The 20534-nt window shown below is 60.2% G+C and carries 16 protein-coding genes and 1 pseudogene; 7 read left to right on the top strand and 10 right to left on the bottom strand.

Annotation, left to right across the window (positions count from 1 at the left end; translation table 11 throughout):
* Positions 1 to 40: 40 nt before the first annotated feature.
* From GXM22_RS09885 to GXM22_RS09865, 5 genes and pseudogenes are all read left to right on the top strand, one after another.
* Entirely contained in the window at positions 41 to 847 is an 807-nt protein-coding gene (locus GXM22_RS09885) for a leucine-rich repeat domain-containing protein (protein ID WP_035393580.1), read from the top strand.
* A gap of 226 nt (positions 848 to 1073) precedes the next feature.
* Positions 1074 to 1472 (top strand): amino acid ABC transporter permease, encoded by a 399-nt coding sequence (locus GXM22_RS09880; RefSeq protein WP_035393791.1) that lies wholly within the window; start codon positions 1074 to 1076, stop codon positions 1470 to 1472.
* Positions 1472 to 1741: pseudogene (locus tag GXM22_RS09875) on the top strand (amino acid ABC transporter substrate-binding protein); the annotation flags it as partial. The gene GXM22_RS09880 and the pseudogene GXM22_RS09875, both read left to right, overlap by 1 nt.
* A gap of 141 nt (positions 1742 to 1882) precedes the next feature.
* Complete coding sequence (locus GXM22_RS09870) at positions 1883 to 2149, top strand: type II toxin-antitoxin system RelB/DinJ family antitoxin (RefSeq protein WP_035393578.1); 267 nt, start codon at positions 1883 to 1885, stop codon at positions 2147 to 2149.
* The gene (locus GXM22_RS09865) at positions 2142 to 2405 is read left to right on the top strand and encodes a Txe/YoeB family addiction module toxin (protein ID WP_005930436.1); all 264 of its coding nucleotides are present in this window, start codon (positions 2142 to 2144) and stop codon (positions 2403 to 2405) included. The genes GXM22_RS09870 and GXM22_RS09865 overlap by 8 nt, the downstream gene beginning before the upstream one ends.
* 54 nt (positions 2406 to 2459) lie before the next feature.
* On the opposite strand, the gene GXM22_RS09860 is transcribed toward GXM22_RS09865, so the two are convergent.
* From GXM22_RS09860 to GXM22_RS09835, 6 genes are all read right to left on the bottom strand, one after another.
* Entirely contained in the window at positions 2460 to 3032 is a 573-nt protein-coding gene (locus tag GXM22_RS09860) for a hypothetical protein (protein WP_005930433.1), read from the bottom strand.
* A 113-nt stretch (positions 3033 to 3145) separates the two neighbouring features.
* Complete coding sequence (locus tag GXM22_RS09855; RefSeq protein ID WP_035393574.1) at positions 3146 to 4138, bottom strand: PstS family phosphate ABC transporter substrate-binding protein; 993 nt, start codon at positions 4136 to 4138, stop codon at positions 3146 to 3148.
* A gap of 12 nt (positions 4139 to 4150) precedes the next feature.
* Positions 4151 to 5779, bottom strand: coding sequence for a DUF5046 domain-containing protein (locus tag GXM22_RS09850; RefSeq protein ID WP_005930427.1), 1629 nt, complete (start codon positions 5777 to 5779; stop codon positions 4151 to 4153).
* A 121-nt stretch (positions 5780 to 5900) separates the two neighbouring features.
* Entirely contained in the window at positions 5901 to 7277 is a 1377-nt protein-coding gene (locus GXM22_RS09845; protein ID WP_035393572.1) for an MATE family efflux transporter, read from the bottom strand.
* A gap of 169 nt (positions 7278 to 7446) precedes the next feature.
* Positions 7447 to 8322, bottom strand: coding sequence for a UTP--glucose-1-phosphate uridylyltransferase (locus GXM22_RS09840; protein WP_035393570.1), 876 nt, complete (start codon positions 8320 to 8322; stop codon positions 7447 to 7449).
* Positions 8323 to 8362: 40 nt separating this feature from the next.
* Entirely contained in the window at positions 8363 to 9346 is a 984-nt protein-coding gene (locus GXM22_RS09835; protein ID WP_082210756.1) for an RING finger protein, read from the bottom strand.
* Between the two features lie 178 nt (positions 9347 to 9524).
* Between GXM22_RS09835 and prfB the strand changes: the two genes are divergently transcribed.
* Positions 9525 to 10646, top strand: coding sequence for a peptide chain release factor 2 (prfB, locus tag GXM22_RS09830; RefSeq protein ID WP_005930411.1), 1122 nt, complete (start codon positions 9525 to 9527; stop codon positions 10644 to 10646).
* Between the two features lie 55 nt (positions 10647 to 10701).
* Here the strand turns inward: prfB and GXM22_RS09825 are convergent, their stop codons facing one another.
* From GXM22_RS09825 to GXM22_RS09815, 3 genes are read right to left on the bottom strand one after another with little or no spacing between them, the layout of a single operon-like run.
* Complete coding sequence (locus GXM22_RS09825) at positions 10702 to 13215, bottom strand: excinuclease ABC subunit UvrA (RefSeq protein ID WP_099357306.1); 2514 nt, start codon at positions 13213 to 13215, stop codon at positions 10702 to 10704.
* A 59-nt stretch (positions 13216 to 13274) separates the two neighbouring features.
* Positions 13275 to 16313, bottom strand: a complete 3039-nt coding sequence (locus GXM22_RS09820; RefSeq protein ID WP_005930401.1) for a putative bifunctional diguanylate cyclase/phosphodiesterase — start codon at positions 16311 to 16313, stop codon at positions 13275 to 13277.
* A 38-nt stretch (positions 16314 to 16351) separates the two neighbouring features.
* Positions 16352 to 17776: an extracellular solute-binding protein gene (locus tag GXM22_RS09815; RefSeq protein ID WP_005930398.1), complete on the bottom strand. Its 1425-nt coding sequence runs from the start codon at positions 17774 to 17776 to the stop codon at positions 16352 to 16354.
* Between the two features lie 236 nt (positions 17777 to 18012).
* Here GXM22_RS09815 and GXM22_RS09810 point away from each other — a divergent pair, with 236 nt between their 5' ends.
* A complete protein-coding gene (locus GXM22_RS09810) occupies positions 18013 to 18423 on the top strand; it encodes an SseB family protein (protein WP_099357307.1) in 411 nt (136 codons plus the stop codon).
* An 82-nt stretch (positions 18424 to 18505) separates the two neighbouring features.
* Here GXM22_RS09810 and GXM22_RS09805 read toward each other — a convergent pair whose 3' ends face one another.
* Positions 18506 to 20431: a PTS fructose transporter subunit IIABC gene (locus GXM22_RS09805; RefSeq protein ID WP_005930392.1), complete on the bottom strand. Its 1926-nt coding sequence runs from the start codon at positions 20429 to 20431 to the stop codon at positions 18506 to 18508.
* Between the last annotated feature and the right edge of the window lie 103 nt (positions 20432 to 20534).

Below are 20534 nucleotides of genomic sequence, written 5' to 3'. Positions count from 1 at the left end.
AAAGAAGATGGCCCCTGCGGGGCAGAATAGGAGGCTCGCTATGAAATGGAGGACCGTTCTGTGCACAGCACTGTTTTTGTGCGGTACCATGCTGCTTTCTGCCTGCGGCGGGGGAGAGATGCCCAGGCCTGCGGAACCGCCCGCTTCCAGTGAGGTATCGGCTCCCTCTCAGCCGGAGGAAGTGCCCGCCCCCTCGGAATCGGCTTCTTCCAGTGAACCGGAGCCGCTTCCGGAACCGGAACCGCCCAAACCGTGGGATGGCATGGTAATCCCAGAAGGATGTAAGGCGGAGTGGAAAATAGAGCAAGGCAAGCTGGTATTGGTCAGCTATGAGTTTACGAATGGGGCAAATGTGATCCTTCCGACGGGAAAGCCGTACAGTATTGGAATGAGCTGCTTTGAAAATAACGCAAAGCTAAGGGCGGTCACAATTCCCGCAGATGTGACGGAAATCCAGTTTGGAGCATTCAAAAGTACGGGCCTATGGCAGATAATTGTTCCCGCGACAGTCAAAGAACTGGGGGATGCAGTATTTGCCGATTGTAATCAACTGGTACAGGCGGAAATTGTTGGAATACCCGAAACAGGAAAACAAACATTTGCCCGGTGTAAAGCTCTGCAAAGTGTGCAGCTTGGCGAGGGAGTGATCCGGATTGAAGAAGGCGCATTTGAACATAGTGGCCTGAAAAAGATCACTCTGCCGGGAACATTGTCGAACGTAGAGAAATATGCATTTGATTACTGCAATTTGAAAATGATCGTTTATAACGGTGATTGGGAAGCAAAGAAGAGTACACTGACAATTGGTGAACAAAACGAGGCCTTGTTAACTGCAACCCAAAGTTAAACCACCAAAAACAAACGCCGTCTCTTGTGCAAAAAGGCAAGAGACGGCGTTTTTGCGTGGAAAAGCAGAAGCAAAAAATCAGCGATGAATCGCTTGTTTATCAATTTGACCGGAATTTGTGCAACAAAAAGCCTATAAACCTATTGACATTCTAGGAAAATGGGTATATCATACGGCCAACGGAAACAAACATCCGCAAGATCAGGAGAAAAGGAGGAGAACAGACATGGACTGGAATGTGATGGTGCAATATCTGCCGCAGTATGAAAAAGCGGCCTGGCTCACCCTGCGTCTGGGCGTGGCCGGTATCTTCTGGGCTATCCTTGTGGGCCTTGTCTGCGCCGTGCTCCAGTACGAAAAAGTGCCGGTGCTGCGCCGTATCGTGGGTGCCTATATCCAGCTCAGCCGGAACACGCCGCTGCTGGTCCAGCTGTTCTTTCTGTATTACGGCCTGCCTAAGATCGGCATCAAGACCAACGCCGAGCTCTGCGGCATTGCAGGCCTTGCCTTTCTGGGCGGCAGCTACATGGCCGAGGCCTTCCGCAGTGGTCTGGAAGCCATCGAACCCATCCAGACAGAAAGTGCCCTGAGCCTTGGCATGAGCCGGCTGCAGACCATGCGCTAGCATGGGCCAACGACAACACCGAGGTCATCGCTTTTGCAAAGCAAAACTCCGGCTACACAGTCGGCATCCCCTCTCTGGGCAGCCAGGATACCATTGCCCCCGCTGTGAGCAAGGGCAACACCACCCTGCTGGACTGGATCAACGACGAGATCAAGGGCCTGGGCGAGGAGAGCTTCTTCCACAAGGATTACGAGGAGACGCTGGTGGATACCTACGGCCTTGACTATGAGGATGAGCTGGTCGTTGAGGGCGGCGAGACCAACGCATAAATCTGAACTTTAAGATGCAGTGATGAGAAACGCCCCGTGCAGAAATGTACAGGGTGTTTCTTTTGTGTGAATCTGTGCAACGATATATTGACGATGTTGCACAATATGAATATAATAAAAGTGACAAAGGAGCGTGAGAGTATGACGACGGTAAGTGTCCGGATGGATGAGAACCTGAAGCGGGATTTTGATGAGATCTGCAATGAACTGGGCCTTTCGATGACAACAGCCATCACCATGCTGGCCAAGAAGATGACGCGTGAAAAACGCATTCCGTTTGAAGTCTCGATGGATCCCTTTTATAGTGCATCCAATATGGCCGCCCTGAATGACAGCATTGAGGAAATGCGTCAGGGAAAGACTGTAACGAGAACGCTGGAAGAGCTTGAGGCTATGGAACATGAGTAAGATCACCTTCACAGAGCGGGCCTTTGCGGAATATCTGTATTGGCAGTCTCAGGATAAAAAGACGCTGAAACGGATCAACGCATTGCTCAAGGATATTTCGCGCAACCCGTATGAAGGCATTGGAAAACCGGAAGGGCTGAAAGAAAATCTCAGCGGGTATTGGAGCCGCCGGATCGATGATGTGAACCGGCTGGTCTATCGCATTGAAAATGATCTGATCGAAGTGTACCAGTGCAAGGGACATTACGACGATTGAAGTAAAAAAACGAGGACGGCCAATGGCTGTCCTCGTTTTGCTGTATCTGGGGGATTATACTTCCTCGGTCTCATCCTCGTCGTCCTCCTCGTCGGCGAGAGCTTCTGCATGGATGCGCTGGCGCAGGCGGGTGCGGAACTCCTCGGCGGGGATGCCGCTCTGGTTGGGGGTCAGGTCCGGGGCGGGCTTGCCGTCAGGCAGGTGGGCACCAAAGGCCGGCACAAAGCAGAACTTGCGCACAACAAAGATCAACGCAATGGCACCCACGCTGATGAGGTTGTCCAGAGCCGATTCGTGGCCGACCACCATGTGGCGGGCAATGGCGTAGAGCAGCACTTCCAGGCTGCTGCCGGGGCTGTGCTTGGCCAGCATCTTGATGAACTCCACGCCGATGACAATGTCCAGTGCCCGCTCAAGGAAGCCGCGGATCTCTACATCGTTGCCATCAAACAGCAGGCCCGGCATCCACTTGAGCAGGGGAATGAAGCTGAGCAGCAGGCCGATGAGCACCAGCCCGGACAGCACGATCTCCAGCAGGGTGGAGGCCTGAATGATGTAGCTGCGCAGTGCCTTGCGGCTGCGGCTCTCAACGTGGGAGGAGTGCGGGGTGTCGGAAGGATGGGACATGGTGCGGCATCTCCTTTGCTCAAAATCGTGAAACGAAAAAAGCTGACAAACTTTTCTTAAGTTTAGCAAAGGATTTGAGCAAAGTCAATGAAATGTGCCGAATTTTCTGGGAATTACTGGACGGCTACATAGCCGGAGTGCTCAATGCAGGAACGGCCTGCATCGGTGGAGAGCCATTCGTAGATCCTGCGTTCCGGGCTGTCAGCAGCGGAATCCTGCAGGATGGCGGCATAGAATTCGTTGCACAGTGGGTAGCTCTGGTCGGCGATCGTCTCGTTGGAAGGGGTCACGCCATCCACGGCCAGCAGCCGCAGGCCGGGCTTGGAGTACATCTGGTCGATGTAGTAGTAGACCGAGAAACCGATGGCATTGGCGGAGTTGTTATACTCTGCAATGCTGTCCACCAGCTCACCCATGGCGGTGGGGGCCAGCTCGGTGGGGGCCTCCATCAGCGGACCGCCCTGGATCAGCAGTTTCTGGAACAGGGTCTGGCTGCCGGAGTCCGCCCGCCGCTGGAAGGCAATGATCTCCTGATCCTTGCCGCCCACATCTTTCCAATTGGTGATCGTTCCGGCGTAGATGTCCTTGAGCTGCTGCAGGGTCAGGCTCTGCACGGGGTTGTCCTCGTTGACGATAAACACCAGCGCGTCCCGGCCAATGGCCTTCTGCTCCAGCGGGTCACCGTCAGCCTTCAGCTCCTCCTTGACGGATTCCGGGGCCTCGTAGGCGATGATGAGCTTGACCGAATCGCCGTAATTGTTGCCGTACAGGCCCAGGTTGCGCCAGGCCTGGGCCGTGGTGTTGGTGGTCACGGCGCTCCGGGCGGTCTCCAGATCCAGCCCGGTGGTGTCGGCCATGATCTGTGCGATCAGCGGGATGCAGGCTGTGCTGCCATCCGTAATGGGGAATTCATCCACGCTCAGGATGGGCTGTGCGGGCATTTCACTGGCGGCAGAAGAGGAGGATGCCTCAGAATCCGGCTGAGACGGTGCCGCCCCCGAATCAGAGGAGGCAGGCACGGTATTGCAGGCAGAGAGCAGGGCGGCGGTGGATGCCAGACCCAGACCGGTCAGGAACGCGCGGCGGGAAATTTTGACAGTACGCATGGAAAAACCTCCTTAGAAGAAACCGTTGTCCATTTCGTCGTTGCTGGAAGCGAAGATGCTCTCGGCGTAGAGCCACTGGCCGGTCAGGTCCATCCAGCCGCTCTCAAAGCCCTTGACGGCGGCGAACACGCCCTCGGGCAGGCCATTGACGCTGTTGGCGTAGTACCCGGCACAAGTGCGCAGGCCGCTCACCACCACATCGCCGTCGCTGTCCAGAACATCGTAGAGCCAGCTGCTGCCGGGGCCGTTGTAGCAGCCGTAGAAGTAGATGCCGTCCTCAGTGGAGAGCAGGGGCGAGTAGTAGTTATAGGTCTCATTCAGCTTGGCCGGGTCGAGGGTCTTGTGGATGCCATCCGGCCCGCAGATGTGGATGGCCGTTGCGTCGTAGCTGTCATTGTCATCCTGCTGGACCCAGGCCCAGCCGTTCCCCTCGGGGTAAATATGGGTACGCACCTGATTTTCCACTGGGTCGATGGTGGTATCGGTCAGCAGAACACCGGTCTGCAGGTCGAACACCCGCACGGTGCCGTCTACGGCATAGATGGCCAACGTGGCATCATCCGTATTGGCATCGTAGAGATCCTTCTCCTCGCCGGTGAGCAGGTCGTGGAACAGATACCGCCCCGCCATTTCGGGGGTGGAGGCATCTGGCTCCGTGACTGCTGCGCCGGGCACATAATACCGGATGGGCTGGTCATATTCGCAGAGCACGGCGCTTTGCTCCGTGCTGACCAGATCCACCAGCTGATATCTGCCATCGTTATACAGGCTGACCGTGCCTGCACCGGTGTACTGCTGGTAACCGGTCAGCTCCTCGCCGGTGGTGGGGTTGTACAGGCTGTCGGTACCCGTCGTGCCATCCTCGTTGTAGTGGCTCACCACCAGCCAGTCGGTGGGGGCGGAGCTGTCGCTGCTGCTGGCATAGAAGTTGGAAAGGCCGGACAGCTCTGCCTGATAGACCACCTCGCCCTGCCGATCTTGCACCTGCACGGCGCAGTAGGCGGTCAGATCATCGCCCCATTCGTTTTCCGGCACATAGTCTGCCGGGACATTGCAGACTGCAAAGGCCAGATAGCTGCCTGCTATGCTGCATCCGTAGGCGTTTTCGGGCACAGCCAGTTCCTCGCCCGTGGCAAGGTCGATCACCCGGCAATCGCCTGCGGCGTGGTTGTTGCAGGGGGCATAGGCCATCTGTTCCGGTGCGGTCAGGACCAGCAGGCTGCCGGTCAGGACGGCATCGTAGGCACGGTCAAAGGTCAGGATCTCCTTGCCGCTGCGGTCGCACAGGGCGGTTGCCCGCCCGGTGGGGGTGCCGGGGGCTGACCACTGCCGCAGATAGTACCGCACGGTGCCGGTCAGGGTATCCGGCACCAGATACACGGTCTCGCTGCTGGCGGCCTGATACAACACGGTATTGCCGCAGAGCACGGTATTGCCGCCGTTGGAGCCGTTGCTGTACAGGATGCGCAGCTTGCCGTCGTCCAGTGGAGCTGCAGCGGGGCCGGGCGTTTCCTCAGCCTGCGCGGGCTTGGAATCGGGCAGGGGCGAGGCCGGAGGCAGCAGGGAGCAGGAGGCCAGCAGCCCTGCCGCGGCAGACAGGCTGAGCACTGCACAGCCGATGCGGAGAACAGAACGTTTCATAAGCGTACCTCACAGGTTTGGCAGAATTTAACTTTCCTATTCTGATTATAATACGAATAAACCGGACGTTCAATTGCAATCGAACGTCCGGTTATGGTTACAGTTTTGTTACAGGGTTTGCTCAGACCTCGGCAGCCTCAGCTTCGTCCATCCGCACCAGCTGACGCAGGAAGGGGAAGAGGAAGGGCACGGTGACAAAGAAGGTCAGCACATCGGCGATGGGCTGGCAGATCTCAACACCCAGCAGCCCAAAGGCCCGGGGCAGGGTGAGGATAAGCGGGATGAAGAACACGCCCTGACGGCAGCAGGCCAGAAAGGTGGCCCGGCCCGATTTGCCGATGGACTGGAACAGCATGTTGCCTGCCACGATCACGGGCTGCAGCAGCATGGCAAAGCACTGGTAGCGGAAGGCAGGCAGGGCCACGGCGGTGACTTCGGGATCATCGCGGAAAAGGCGGATGAGGGTCTCGGCATTGAACCAGCAGACGGTAAGAATGACAGAGAGGAAGCAGAAGCTGGCTGCCATGGTGAACAGGCAGGCCTGCTGCACCCGGCGGTACTTTTGGGCACCATAGTTGAAGCCTGCCACCGGCTGAAAACCCTGCCCGGTGCCGATGGCCACCGAGATGATGAACATGAAGATGCGAGAAACGATGCTCATGCCGGCCACAGCAGCGTCGCCATAGCCCCGGGCGGCGATGTTCAGCAGCATTCCGCCAATGCTGTTCAGGCCCTGACGGCCAAAGCTGGGCATACCAGTCATCAGGATGGTGCCGAACTCCGCCGGGCTGTGGGTGACTGCCGTGATCCGGAACTGGCTGACCGTTTTGCCCCGCAGGAACATGGACAGTAGGATGCAGAAGCTGATGGTCTGGCTCAGGGCCGTGGCAAGGCCCGCACCGGCGGTGCCCATGCCCAGCCCAAAGATGAACAGCGGGTCCAGCGCGATGTTCAGCAGGCCGCCGGTGACCAGGCCGATCATGGCAAAGCTGGCCTTGCCCTCATAGCGCAGGATGTTGTTCATCACCAGACTGGACATCATAATGGGAGCGGCCAGCAGGATGTACCGCGCGTAGGCACAGGCATGGGGCAGGATGGTCTCGGTGCTGCCCAGCAGCATCATAAAATCGGGCAGGGTGAGCAGGCCCGCCGCTGTGATGATGCCGCCGAACACCAGCGCTGTGAAGAAGCTGGTGGAAGCAAACCGGGTGGCGGCATCGGTGTTCTGGCTGCCCAGGCTGCGGCTGATGATGCTGCCGGAGCCGTGGCCCAGCATGAAGCCCAGCGCCTGGAGAATGGCCATCAGGCTGGAAACGATGCCCACCGCACCGGATGCGCTGGTGGAGATCTGGCCCACAAAAAAGGTGTCGGCCAGATTGTAGATGCTGGTGATGAGCATGCTCAATATCGTGGGAGCCGCCAGACTCAGGATCAATTTCGGGATGGGGGTCTCCGTCATTTTGCGGAACTGCTCCGCGCTGCGGTCGGCATTTGCCATGAAAATACCTCGCTTTCTCTTTGACACGATCTTTACAAAAAAAATATTCATCTCCAGTATACCGCAGGAACTGTTTTGTATCAACCAATTCCTTGCCGGGGTTATTGCAGCAAAAGACCGCCCTGCCCGGCGGCAGAGCGGTCTTGGGTCATGGAAAAGAAGCGGAATATTACAGGGTTTTGCAGAACTCCTTCAGATAGGCGCGGAAAGCCTCGCCGATCTCGGGGTGCTGCAATGCCAGCTCCACCTGAGCCTCCACCACGCGGAGCTTGTTGCCCATGTCGTAGTGGGTGCCGGTGAACTCCACAGCGGTCATGCCGCCGCAGTTGCGGGCATACTCGGCCATGGCATCGGTCAGCTGGATCTCGCCGCCTGCACCGGGTTTGGTGTGGGCGAGGATATCGTAGATCTCAGGGGTCAGCAACACACGGCCCAGAATGGAGTAGTTGCTGAACTCCTGGCCCTTCTTGGGCTTCTCGATCATGTCATCCACAAAGAAATAGTTGTCGTGGATGGGGGTGGTCTTCAGGCTGCAGTAGCGGCTCACATCGGCCCAGGGCACAGCGGAGACACCGGCAGCCGGGCGGCCGAACTCCTCATAGGCGCGGATGAGCTGGGCGCAGACAGGATCCTCGCCCCAGATCACGTCGTCGCCGTAGATGACCACGAACGGATCGTCACCGGTAAAGGCCTTTGCCATGCTCACGGCGTGGCCCAGGCCCAGCGTCTGCTTCTGGCGCACAAAGAAGATGTTGGCAAGGTTCGAGATGCCCAGGCACTCCTCCAGCATCTTTTCCTTGCCGGGGGCGGCCAGCTTTTCTTCCAGCTCGGGGCTGCGGTCAAAGTGATCCTCAATGATGCTCTGGTTGCGGCCCAGAATGATCAGAATGTCTGTGATGCCGGACTTGACGGCTTCCTCCACCAGATACTGGATGGCGGGCTTATCCACGATGGGGAGCATCCCCTTGGGCATGGCCTTGGTGGCGGGCAGCACACGGGTGCCCAGACCAGCGGCAGGGATGACAGCCTTCGTAACTTTTTTCATGGTTCGGAACTCCTTCATCATATCATTTCAGGCTGAACGCTCAGCCGTAGACCAGATGGATCAGGGCATCCACATTGGGGCCAAGCAGCAGGGTGAACGCGCTGCCGATGACCATGAGCAGGACCAGACAGCCGAGCACGGCGGCCCAGCTGGTGCCGCCCTGAGCGCAGAGCACGGCTTTGCGCTGTGCCGCGTCCGGGAACTCCGCGCGGATGCGGCGGATCTTCTCGGCGGCACTCTGGCGGTAGAGCCACTTGCCATACAGGCCGCGCACGATCATCAGCAGGAAGCTGAGCACCGAGCAGACCCGGGAAAGGGTGAGCAGGGTGGAGGTGGAAAGCCCCGGGGCCAGGCTGCTGTCCGTGATCTGCAAAAGGTCAATGAAGGTGGGCAGGGCCAGCACCAGCTCGGCGGCAAGAAAGGCGAACGCGGGCTTCCACGCCTTGCGGTAGAAGAAATAGAACGGGCCGAACAGCATGGCCGAAAAGCTCATGGAGGTCTTGGTGTGGGACAGCTGCATCCGGCAGTAGGCGCTCAGGTAGGCAGGGGAAGCCGGGCCGATGAAATCCGCCCAGTCCTTGCAGGGGATGCCGTCCATGACCTCTTCCTTGCCAAAAGCCGCCTGATAGGTCTGACGCAGCGGGTCTACCTGCGGGGCTCCGGTCTCCTGGAACTGGCGGTAAAAGGTGGAGTAATCAAACTCCTCGCTGTGCTCATCCGAATCAACACGGTCTGCGGGCTCCTGTGCCCCCTCCGGGGGCAGGGCCGCACCGCAGCAGCGGCAGACAGATTCACTGCGCAGGGTGCGCTCGCCGCAGGCAGGGCAGGTGCACAGCTCACTTTCCTGATAAGGGAACTTCCACTCGTATCCGGCGGCGTGGGCCGGGGCATGGATGCAGCGGCCGAGCTTTTCGTAACAATCGCGGTGATAAGGCGCGCCGCAGTCGGGGCAGACAACGATGTCGTCCTGCAGTGTCAGCGGCTTGCCGCAGCCCTCACAGGGGCAGCCATAATATTTGGGCATAAGATCCTCCCGGTATGCTAGTTGAACTTATTATACTCCCTTAAAAGAGAAAAGAAAAGGCAAAAATCTTCAAAATTCCAGTAGGTTGAGTATTTTTCCTCTTTACTTTATCATGGATTCTGGGTATACTAATGAAGTATCTGTGTATAAACTGTATCTTTTGAGGGATTCTTAAAATATGATTACTACTGACGAACTGAAAGTGCAGCTGGCCGATTACGGCACCGCTGTGAAGGACCTGGAGGAAGCGCTGGCCATCGACGCTTCCCGCAAGCGCGTGCAGGAGCTGGAGCACACCATGAGCCGCCCCGGCTTTTACGATGACGCTGAGCTGAGCAAGAAGGTCTTTGATGAAGTGGGCGACCTGAAGGGCAAGCTGAACCGCTTTGAAAAGCTGCAGGGCCTGTACGATGATGCCGAGACCATGCTGGTGATGCTGGACGAGGAGTACGACCCCGATATGGTGCCCGAGGCAGAGGAAGCCGTGAACGCCGTGGGCAAGGCCGTGGACGAGCTGCAGCTGATGACCATGCTGAACGGTGAGTACGACCACAGCAATGCGATCCTGACCTTCCACGCCGGTACCGGCGGCACCGAGGCGCAGGACTGGGCCGAGATGCTGTACCGCATGTACAACAAGTGGGCACAGGCACACGGCATGACCGTGGAGGTGCTGGATTATCAGGACGGCGACGAGGCCGGTATGAAGAGCGCTTCCATGATGGTCAAGGGTGCCAACGCCTATGGCCTGCTCAAGAGCGAGAACGGCGTGCACCGTCTGGTCCGCGTATCCCCCTTTGATGCCAACGCCCGCCGCCAGACCAGCTTTGCTTCTCTGGAAGTGATGCCTGAGCTGGACAACACCATTCAGGTGGACATCCGCCCTGAGGACATCGAGATGCAGGTGTTCCGCTCCTCCGGTGCCGGCGGCCAGCACATCAACAAGACCTCTTCCGCTGTCCGTCTGATCCACAAGCCCACCGGCGTCGTGGTCAGCTGCCAGACCCAGCGCAGCCAGTTCCAGAACCGTGACTACGCCATGGAAATGCTGAAGGCAAAGCTGTATCAGATCGCAAAGCAGCAGCACATGGACAAGATCGACGACATCAAGGGCGTGCAGAATGAGATCGCCTGGGGCCACCAGATCCGCAGCTATGTGTTCATGCCCTACACCATGGTCAAGGATCACCGCACCAACTACGAGACCGGCAATGTCGATGCCGTGATGGATGGTGATCTGGACGGCTTCATCTTTGCTTACCTCAAGGCCGCCAGCCGCGGGGAACTGCAGGATACCTAAAATTTGTTATAAAATGTCAGAGGGACCTCGCCGTTGGGCGGGGTCCCTCTTTTGGTTACAGGTGCAGATATTTTCCGGTGATGCTGGCGGGATCGGCGGCCACCTGCTCCGGTGTGCCGCAGGCCACGATGCGTCCGCCGCTCTCACCGCCGCCGGGGCCAAGGTCCACGAGATAGTCGGCGTTGCGGATCACATCCAGATCGTGCTCAATGACCACCACAGTGGCCCCGCTGTCAATGAGGCGCTGGAACACGCCCAGCAGAGTGCGCACATCCAGCGGGTGCAGGCCGATGGTGGGTTCATCGAATACAAACACGGTGTCAGCCTGCCCTTTGCCCATCTCGCTGGCGAGCTTGAGCCGCTGGGCCTCCCCGCCCGAAAGGCTGGGGGTGGCCTCGCCCAGAGTCAGGTAGCCCAGCCCCAGGCTGGAAAGGGTCTGCAGCCGGCTGGCCACCAGCTTGAGGTCGGAACAGGCGGCAAGGGCTTCGTCCACGCTCATCTCCATCAGGCGGGGCAGGCTCTCGGCCTGGGTGCCGTCCTTCCGGGTGCGGTAGAGGGTGGCGGCATCCTTCTGGTAGCGGGAGCCGCCGCAATCCGGGCAGGTAATCTCCACATCCGGCAGGAACTGGATGTCCAGGCTGATGGTGCCGGTGCCGTCGCAGCCGGGGCAGCGCAGGCGGCCCGTGTTGTAGGAAAAATCGCCCGCCTTGTAGCCCTTCTCCCTGGCAAGGGGGGAGCGGGCGTAGATCTTGCGCAGTTCATCGTGGACATTGGCATAGGTGGCCACCGTGGACCGCACATTGATGCCGATGGGTGTTGCGTCAATGAGCTTGACCTGCGCAATGCCCGGTGCAGTGATGCTTTCCACATGGGCGGGCAGAGCTTCGCCCTTGGCGGCGGCCTCCAGCGCGGGGATCAGGCTTTCCAGCACCAGCGTGGTCTTGCCGGAACCGGACACGCCGGTCACTGCAATGAGCCGCCCCTTGGGCAGCCGGACTTCCAGCGGCTTGACGGTGTGGATGGCCCGGGTGCGCAGGGTGATGGTGCCCAGCGCAAAGAGCTCCGCCTCCGGGGTGCGGGTGCGGGCTGAGAGGGTGTGCAGGTCGGCAAGGAAGGGCCCGATGCGGGAAGCCGGGCTTTGGGCCACCTGCTCCACAGTGCCCTGCGTCAGGATGGTGCCGCCGTTTTCACCGGCACCGGGGCCCATCTCAATGAGCCAGTCGGCATCCCGCAGGATCTCGGTGTCGTGATCCACCAGCACAATGGAGTTGCCGTCCGCGATCAGGTCATGCATCACGCCCCGCAGGCCCTCGATGTTGGAGGGGTGCAGACCGATGGAGGGCTCGTCCAGCACATAGAGTACGCCGGTGGTGCGGTTGCGCACCGAGCGGGCCAGCTGCACCCGCTGGCGCTCCCCTGTGGAAAGGGTGGCAGCCTCCCGGTCAAGGGAGAGGTAGCCCAGCCCCAGATCCAGCAGGCGGGCAGCGGTGGCCTGAAAGGACTCGCAGATGCTTTCAGCCATGGGGCGCATCTCCACGGGCAGGGAGGCGGGCACCCCCTCCACCCACTGTACCAGCGTGTCCAGCGTCATGCGGCAGGCATCGGCCAGCCCGATGCCCCGCAGCCGGGGAGCCCGGGCCGCGGCGTTCAGGCGGGAGCCGCCGCACGCGGGGCAGGGGCCCTGCTTCAGGAACCGCTCCACCCGCTTCATGCCCTTTTCATCCGTCACCTTGGCAAGAGCGTTCTCTACGGTATAAACAGCGTTGAAGTAGGTGAAATCCATTTCGCCCGCCGCGCCGGTCTTGCTGTTCTGGTAGAGCAGATGCACTTTTTTGGCGGGGCCGTGGAACACCATGTCGCGCTCTTCCGGGGTCAGCTCCCGGAAGGGAACGTTGGTGCGCACGCCCATCTTTTCGGCGATCTCCTTCATCAGCGACCACATCAGGGTCTGCCAGGGCAGCACCGCGCCCTCGTTGATGGAAAGGCTCTCGTCCGGCACCAGAGTGGATTCGTCCACCACCCGCACGATGCCGGTGCCCTCGCAGTCTGGGCAGGCTCCGGTGCTGTTAAAGGCAAACTGCTCCGCGCCCAGCACCGGCACCTGTGCGCCGCACCGGGGGCAGTAGAGCGGGATCTCGGCCGCAATGTTCAGGCTGGGCGGCACCATGCAGCCGCAGCTGGGGCAGGGGTAGTGGGACAGCCGGGAGAACATCAGCCGCAGGCTGTTCAAAAGCTCGGTCATGGTGCCAAAGGTGGAACGCATCCCGGGCACGCCGGGCCGCTGGTGGAGGGCCAGTGCGGCGGGAACATAGCGGATCTCGTCTACCTGCGCCTTTTCGGCCTGGGTCATCCGGCGGCGGGTATAGGTGGAAAGGGCCTCCAGATAGCGGCGGGAGCCCTCGGCGTAGAGGACACCCAGCGCCAGCGAGGACTTGCCGGAACCGGACACGCCCGCAATGCCGACGATCTTGTGGAGCGGCACATCTACATCGATGTTCTTCAGGTTGTGCACCCGCGCGCCCCGCACCCGGATGGCGGCGGGGAGAGCGGAACTGGATTCGTGGTTCATCGTGTCTCCTTTCTCTGAATGGGGTCACAAAAGGCTCCCCCACAGGGGAGCCGGAAAGATCATAAACCGAGAGGATTGAACCGCTGGTGTTCGAGCTGGTCGATCACCGTCTGCGCTGCCGGTGCAATGGGGGCGGGCACTGCGGCGGGGCGGCTGAGGTAATAGCCCTGCAGCAGGTCCACGCCCAGACCGATGACGGTGCGCAGCTGGGCCTCGGTCTCAATGCCCTCGGCGATGAGTTGCATACTGCGTGCGTGCGCGTAAGCCACAATGTTGGAGACAATCTGCTGCTTGTCGCGGTCGGTGTCGATCCCGCGCACAATGGAAATGTCGATCTTGATATACCGGGGCGAGAGCTCCAGCAGGTTCAGCTCGTTGCTGTAGCCGCTGCCGTAGTCATCCAGCGCAAAGGAGCCGGAGAAGCCCGGAATGTTCCGCTTCCGTTCCAGACATGCGCGGTCCAGATCTTCCTGTTCGGTGATCTCCACCACCAGCCGCTTGAGCAGCTCGGGGTAGCGCTGAGCATATTCCTCCACATCCTCAACCGTCAGGCTGACATTGGCGATGGAGTTGATGAAGAGCAGGGCATCGCTCTGGAGCAGGCCCTGTGCCTGCATGCGCTGGAAGATCTCGCTGGAATGGAACACCGTGATCCGTTCAATCTCATACAGGCGGCCTGTCTCATGGGCCAGCTGCATGACCTGAGCGGGGGAGTGCAGGGTGGGCAGATCGACCCGCATGAGGGCCTCGTAGGCTGCGACCCGGCCGCTGCGGGCAGAGTAGATGGGCTGGAAGTGGTAGGACACCAGCTCCTCCTGCAGCAGGAGCTCAAAGTCCTGCTGGGTCTGGGCGGCGTATGCCTCCTGATGGTAGCTGCCGATATCAAAATCACACATGCGGCCCTTGTGGGAATGCTTGACCTGATACATGGCAAAGTCGGCATATTTTTTCAGGGTGAGCAGGTCGTGGCCGTCCGTGGGGTACCAGGCAATGCCGCCCGAGATGCTGATGTGCAGCTGCTTGCCGTTGGGCAGGATGGACACGCTGCGCTGCAGGGCGGCACTCAGCAGCTCCAGCTGGGCGCGGAGCTGTGCCTGATCCTGATAGCCATAGAAGAAGATCAGGAATTCATCGCCCGAAAGGCGGGAGCAGATGGTGCTGGCGGGCGTATTGGCCGCAAAGCACTGGCCGGTCTGGCGGATGTACTGGTCGCCCCAGTCGTGGCCGTAGGTGTCGTTGATCTGCTTGAGGTTGTCCAGATCCATCATCAGCAGGGCGGCACAGCCCAGCTTTTCGGGCTGCTGGAACAGCGCGTCACAGGCGCGGTCAAAGGCACGGCGGCGGTACAGGCCGGTCAGGGTGTCGTAATCGCGCTCGTGCTCAATGCGCTGCTGCTCCAGCACCGTGGTGGTCATATCCTCAGCAAGACCCACCTCGGAGGCGCTTTCGCCCAGGATATGGGTGATGCGCAGGGTGATGTAGTGGGTGCTGCCGTCGGGCTGGGGGATGGCAAAGACCTTGTTGTTGGCCGGGGACAGGCGGTAGAACCACCGCTGCTCCAGTGTGCCCATCAGGGCGCGGAAAGCCTTTGGCGTGAGCGGATCTGGCTGCTCCTGTGCAAGGCCCAGCATGGAGAAGAAGTTGTCGGTCACATAAACACTGTCATCGCGCAGCTCATAGCCGCCCAGCTCCGCACTGGCCAATTTCATAATGCGCAAAAAGCGGGTGGAGGAGTCCAGCACGTCTTTGCTCAGCTGGGTAAAGGAAGAGGAGAACTGATCCAGCTCCCGGATGCCGGTGGCGGACAGATGCGGGATGGCGGAGGAATCCGCTTCGGCCGCGGCTACCTCAGCCGAGAGCTTGGCAACGGGCCGGGCCAGCCGCCTGCTGATCAGCCAGCTGCAAACAAAGCCAACGGCCAGCGTGATCAGCATGATGAAGGAGAACAGCTGCTTCAGCCGCTGGGCGAAAGCAAAGAGCTGCACCGCGGGAACGGAGCCCACGAGAAGCCAGTGCTTGCCCGAGAAAGGGGCGTTCCGGCTGTAGAGGTTCAAGGGGGAGACCGAAGCAATGTAAAGGGCATTGCTGAAGAGGTAGCGGTGGGTATGGGCACTGTGGAGGCGCAGCGTAAGGCTTTCGTCCGCAGAACCCGGCTGCCCGTCGCAGTGGGAACGGAGCACCGGACGCAGCTGCAGTTCGGAGGCAGAGAGCTCCTCCGTATCGGTCACGGCAAGGAAATAGGTGCCGTTGTTCTGCAGCTCAGAGCAGGGCAGGTTCTCCCACAGGTAGTCGGCCAGCAGTTCCACGCCGATCACGCCGTAAACGGTGCCGTCCGGCAGGATCAGGGGCTGGCTGTAGGCAATGGCCTCGTGGGTGTCCCCGGGCACCAGATAGGATTGTGAGGTCCAGTGGCCATAATCGGAGGCGGCAAGGCTGGCTCCGTCTTTATAGGCGGCTTGGAAAGGGGGATAAAGGAAGCCCTGGTTTCCCAGTGCCCGGTAGCGGATGGTGGGGGCCCAGCTGTTGTCCGTGGCAATGGAGAGGGACTGCACCAGCTGGGCCGGTGCCCGCACGAAGGTCAGGTCGGCGTTGCGCTGGGAGGGAGCGGCATCCGGGTCGAGATCCCGCAGGTAGATGGCGGGCATGAGGCTGTCCTGCTTCCGCCTGTCCAGATCATGGGTGTTCAGGATAAGGAACACGCCGGTCACCGACTTGATGCGCAGGGTGCTGATGAGCTCCGGCGCGGCGGCTTCCAGCAGGGGATAGGCCGCGTCGCTGCTGCTGTCCAGCGTGCTCAGACTGATCTCTCCCTCGTCCAGAAGCTGCTGGGTCAGGCCATTGATGGCATCGGAAAGGCTGGTCAGCTCCTGTGCATCGTGGAAGATGGACTGAAGATACCGGCTGCGGTTGTCCACCTGCATGGCAAGGATATCCTCGGCGTTCTGGTTCAGCTGGGGGCCAAGCCGGGTGACGTGGACGGCAAAGGTCAGCAGCAGGAACTCCACCGCCAGCACAGCCAGCAGGGAGAAAAGGATGGTGCCGAAGATAGAATGGCCCGTCTGAGGGGCCTTCTGACTGTGCGGCTTGCGGTTCTGCATCTGAGAGTCTCTCCTTTTGTGGTTGTTCCAAGGGCATCTCAGCCCGCAAAGGCGCTGAGAGCGGCCAGAGTCTGGTCGTACCAGGCATCAAAATAGGCGTCGGTCAGGAACTCGGCTTCGGCTTCCTCGGGGGTCTGCCCGGCAGCCAGCCGCTCCAGCACCGTGGAACGGTCGGCAGTGACAAGGTCCTCCAGCGCGTACTGCAGGGTATTGCGGGCGCGCAGGGCATCCGGGAAGGCATGGGTGGTGTAGAGCTTGCTGCGATCGATGGCATCAATGGACAGGCTCAGCACTTTGTGGATACTCTCGGAGACCGTCAGGCCGCTGTTCTCAAGGGCGGATATGCTGTTGGCGGCATAGGTCACGGGCATATAGCCGGACTGCACCGAGAACTGCAGGTTGTTTTCTGGCTGGGTGAACCATTTCAGGAAGGCAACGCAGGCACTGATCTCGTCCTCGGTGCCCGGGATGACTACCATGCCGGCCCCCTGCTGGACGGCCACCGGCTCACAGCCTGCAAAGCTGGGGCAGGGCAGCGCGGCCATTTCGATGCCGTGGCTCTCGGTGTCGCTGGTCAGCACCTGGGTGGGGAAGAAGGAAGCGCTGGAGGAGGAACCGACATAGGCCAGCAGGCTGCCGATCTTGATATCGTCGCTGCGGAACTTGCCGCTGGCACTGCACCAGCCCTTGATGTAGGGGACATAGTAGTTATCCCACAGCTTGCGGAGGGTCGGCTTGTCAAAGTGCAGGGTCATCACGCCGTTCTCGGCATCAAAGATGGTCGTACCCAGTTCCTGTGCGCCGCAGAGCAGGTAATTGGTCAGCGCGTCGCGGCCATACAGGGCCTTGCCGTCGTTGGGCGCAGCCGTCTGGGCATCGGTCCAGTCGTAGTATTTGTGTGCGGCCTCGTTCAGCCCCTCCACGGTGGAAAGATCCGCATAGGTCACGCCTGTGGCCTCGGCAAAGGGGACAAAGTCGGTGACGTTCAGGTAGAGCAGCTCAGTGGATTTTGCTATGGGAAAGACCTTGAGCTCCCCGTTGTTCATCAGGTCGCCCTCTTCGAGAAAACCGGCGATATAGGCAGACTTCTCTTTTTCGGTCAGGTAGGGGCTCAGGTCAACGGCAAGGCCCATCTGATCCAGCGTAAAGGCGGTGTCTGCGTAGGAGGAGACGATGTTGGGGAGCTTTTCGGCACCCACCTTGCCCTCGGCGGCGGCCAGCACGCTGGTCTCCAGGTCGTTCACGCTGCCCTGACTGGAGCTTTCGACCCGGATGTTCTTCTCTTTGCCCACGGTGGAGTTGAACTGCTCCACCAGCTGGTTGAAGCATTCCAGCTGATCGCCGTTGTAGTAGGTCCAGATCGTGATGGTGGTGGGCAGCTTGCTTCGGCCGCAGGCAGTGCCGCCCAGCGCCACGGCGGCGCACAGCAGCAGACTGACGGCAGAACGAAGGATTCGTTTCATTACATTATCTCTCCCATTCCGACAAAACGGCTCACGGAAAACGGCGCGTCCTGTCGTTTCTGAAATGATACCAGACGAAGACATTGTAACACTTTTTCTGGGCGGGGGCTACTGATTTTTGAAAAAACACCCGAAAGCAGACGAAAAAAGAAAGAATCTCTGGCCTGCGCTTCCATTTTTCGTAAAGTCCGGATATAATACAAGCATAAAATACAACAAAAAGAATGGGAGAGCTTATGGCACAGAAGAAGGACGAGGGCCTGAATGGCAACGAAAAGATCGAACAGGCGGTCTGCCAGTTACAGCAGGAGCCTACACAGGAGCAGCTGGCGCATACCCTGACCGTGATCCGGCGGCGGATGCGGGAAAACGGACAGGTCGTGGTGGCGGTGGAGCCGAACCCGGCCGGTGAGCAGATGCAGCTGCGGGCCCTCCGCACGGCCGATGGGGCCAGCTGGTGGTATGCCTTTACCAGCTTTGAAGAGGAGATGAAGGGCGCGGAAGCGGTGCAGTCCACCTTTCTGGTGGAGTTTGAAAAGCTGTTGGATGCCGCACTGCAGGTGCCGGAGATCCAGGGCATCATCCTGAACCCCTGGAACCGCACCATCCAGCTGGACAAGACCCTGCTCCGGATCATCAAGGGATAAGCACGAAAGGGCCCGCCTGCCGCATTTTGGTGCGCGCAGACGGGCCCTTTTTATATGGTAAAGGAAGAAGGAGAATGGCAGATCAGGCTGCGTCGGTGCGGTCCTTCTTGAGCAGGCTCAGGATCACGGCACCCACCACGCTGCCAGCGGCCAGAGCCACGCAGTAGAGCAGGGCATGATCGACCACGGGGAACACGAAGATGCCGCCGTGGGGAGCGCGCAGGGCGCAGCCGAAGGTCATGGAGAGGGCACCGGCCAGCGCGGCACCGGCCACACAGCTGGGCAGGACGCGCAGCGGGTCGGCGGCGGCGTAGGGGATGGCACCCTCGGTGACGAAGCACAGGCCCATGACGTAGTTCACAATGCCGTTGCGGCGCTCGTCAGGGGTCCACTTCTTGGGGCAGAAGGTGGTGGAGAGGGCGATCGCGATGGGAGGAACCATGCCGCCCACCATGACAGCAGCCATGACCTCGTAGTTGCCGGAGGCCAGTGCGGCAGTGCCAAAGACGTAGGCAGCCTTGTTGAAGGGGCCGCCCATGTCAATGCTCATCATACCGGCAACGATGGCACCCAGCAGGACTTTGGAGGTGCCGCCCATGGCGTTGAGGCAGTTGGTCATGGCGGTGTTGATCATGCCCATGACCGGGTTGATGCCGCACATCACGGCACCGATGATGAGGATGCCGCCCAGCGGGTAGATCAGCATGGGGCGGATGCCGTTCAGGCTGGCGGGGAGCTTTTCGGTGATCTTCTTCAGGAACTCGACCACATAACCGGCCACGAAACCGGCCAGCAGAGCGGCCAGAAAACCGCCGGAAATGCCGGTGGTCTCACCGTTGGCAAGGCCTGCAAAGTTGGTGCCGTTCATGGCCAGCACGCCGCCCGCAAAGCCCACGGCCAGGCCGGGACGGTCGGCGATGGACATGGCGATGAAACCTGCCAGAATGGGAAGCATGTAGCCAAAGGCGGCGCTGCCCACCGTCTTGAAGAAGGAGGCGATGGGGGTGTTCATGCCAAAGTTGGAGGGGTCGATGGTGTAATCGTCCAGCAGGAAGGCCAGCGCGATCATAATGCCGCCGCCCACCACAAAGGGCAGCATGTGAGACACGCCGTTCATCAGGTCTTTGTACACCTTGCGGCCAAAGCTGTCGCCGGAGGTCTCCTCCTCGGCAGCGGCGGCACCGCCCTTGGCGTGATACACGGGAACTTCGCCGTGGGCCACCTTTTTCAGCAGCTCCTCGGGCTTGTGGATGCCGTCATCCACCCGGGCAAACAGCACGGGCTTGCCGTCAAAGCGGGCGGTCTCCACATTCTTGTCTGCAGCCACGATGATGCCGTCACAGGCTGCGATCTCGGCGCGGGTCAGCACGTTCTTGGCACCATCGGAGCCGTTGGTCTCCACCTTGGTGGGCAGGTCCAGCTTGTCACCGGCCTTGGCCAGCGCCTCGGCGGCCATGTAGGTGTGGGCAATGCCGTTGGGGCAGGCGGTCACGGCCAGAATGCGGTAGCCGCTCTGGGGGATGACCTGCTGGGTGAAGCTCTCCTCACCGAACTGGGCCTCCTCCTGTGCGTCGATGAGGGCAAGGAATTCGGCGGGGGTCCTGGCGGCCTTCAGCTTTTCCACAAAGTCCTCGTTCATCAGCATCTGCATCATGCGGGCCAGCATATCCACATGCAGGCTGCCGTTTTCGGGGGCTGCAATGGCAAAGAGCAGGTCGGTCTTGCCGTCATCCTCGGCGTTGTACTGCACCGGGGTGCTCAGACGCAGGGCGGCCAGGCTGGGCCGGGTGACCACATTCGTCTTGGCGTGGGGAACGGTGATGCCGTTGTCCACGTAGGTGGAGGCCTCATCCTCCCGGGCGTAGAGCGCCTTCTTGTAGGCTTCTGTGTCGGTGATGTTGCCGTGGGTGGCCTGCAGTTCTACCAGCCGGGAGAGGATCTCGTCCCGGTTGGAGGCCGCAGAATCCAGCTCGATGGACTTTGCGGTGAATAATTCCGTAATGCGCATAAGGGTTCTCCTTTCTCTCGTAGCGTCCTCACCCTCTCAGGCCGCTTCGCGTCCAGCTCTCCCGAAGGGAGAGCCCTTGGCAAAACCATCAACATAGCAATGA

It is taken from the genome of Faecalibacterium duncaniae (assembly GCF_010509575.1).
GTDB classification, from domain to species: Bacteria; Bacillota; Clostridia; order Oscillospirales; family Ruminococcaceae; genus Faecalibacterium; species Faecalibacterium duncaniae.
This window is presented reverse-complemented; position numbering and strand designations above follow the sequence as displayed.

Coding starts and splice junctions, on each gene's coding strand:
- prfB (WP_005930411.1), top strand. CDS start 9,525: ATGATTACTACTGACGAACTGAAAGTGCAGCTGGCCGATTACGGCACC.
- GXM22_RS09815 (WP_005930398.1), bottom strand. CDS start 17,776: ATGAAACGAATCCTTCGTTCTGCCGTCAGTCTGCTGCTGTGCGCCGCC.
- GXM22_RS09835 (WP_082210756.1), bottom strand. CDS start 9,346: ATGCCCAAATATTATGGCTGCCCCTGTGAGGGCTGCGGCAAGCCGCTG.
- GXM22_RS09810 (WP_099357307.1), top strand. CDS start 18,013: ATGGCACAGAAGAAGGACGAGGGCCTGAATGGCAACGAAAAGATCGAA.
- GXM22_RS09845 (WP_035393572.1), bottom strand. CDS start 7,277: ATGGCAAATGCCGACCGCAGCGCGGAGCAGTTCCGCAAAATGACGGAG.
- GXM22_RS09840 (WP_035393570.1), bottom strand. CDS start 8,322: ATGAAAAAAGTTACGAAGGCTGTCATCCCTGCCGCTGGTCTGGGCACC.
- GXM22_RS09880 (WP_035393791.1), top strand. CDS start 1,074: ATGGACTGGAATGTGATGGTGCAATATCTGCCGCAGTATGAAAAAGCG.
- GXM22_RS09855 (WP_035393574.1), bottom strand. CDS start 4,138: ATGCGTACTGTCAAAATTTCCCGCCGCGCGTTCCTGACCGGTCTGGGT.
- GXM22_RS09860 (WP_005930433.1), bottom strand. CDS start 3,032: ATGTCCCATCCTTCCGACACCCCGCACTCCTCCCACGTTGAGAGCCGC.
- GXM22_RS09865 (WP_005930436.1), top strand. CDS start 2,142: ATGAGTAAGATCACCTTCACAGAGCGGGCCTTTGCGGAATATCTGTAT.
- GXM22_RS09825 (WP_099357306.1), bottom strand. CDS start 13,215: ATGAACCACGAATCCAGTTCCGCTCTCCCCGCCGCCATCCGGGTGCGG.
- GXM22_RS09885 (WP_035393580.1), top strand. CDS start 41: ATGAAATGGAGGACCGTTCTGTGCACAGCACTGTTTTTGTGCGGTACC.
- GXM22_RS09805 (WP_005930392.1), bottom strand. CDS start 20,431: ATGCGCATTACGGAATTATTCACCGCAAAGTCCATCGAGCTGGATTCT.
- GXM22_RS09820 (WP_005930401.1), bottom strand. CDS start 16,313: ATGCAGAACCGCAAGCCGCACAGTCAGAAGGCCCCTCAGACGGGCCAT.
- GXM22_RS09850 (WP_005930427.1), bottom strand. CDS start 5,779: ATGAAACGTTCTGTTCTCCGCATCGGCTGTGCAGTGCTCAGCCTGTCT.
- GXM22_RS09870 (WP_035393578.1), top strand. CDS start 1,883: ATGACGACGGTAAGTGTCCGGATGGATGAGAACCTGAAGCGGGATTTT.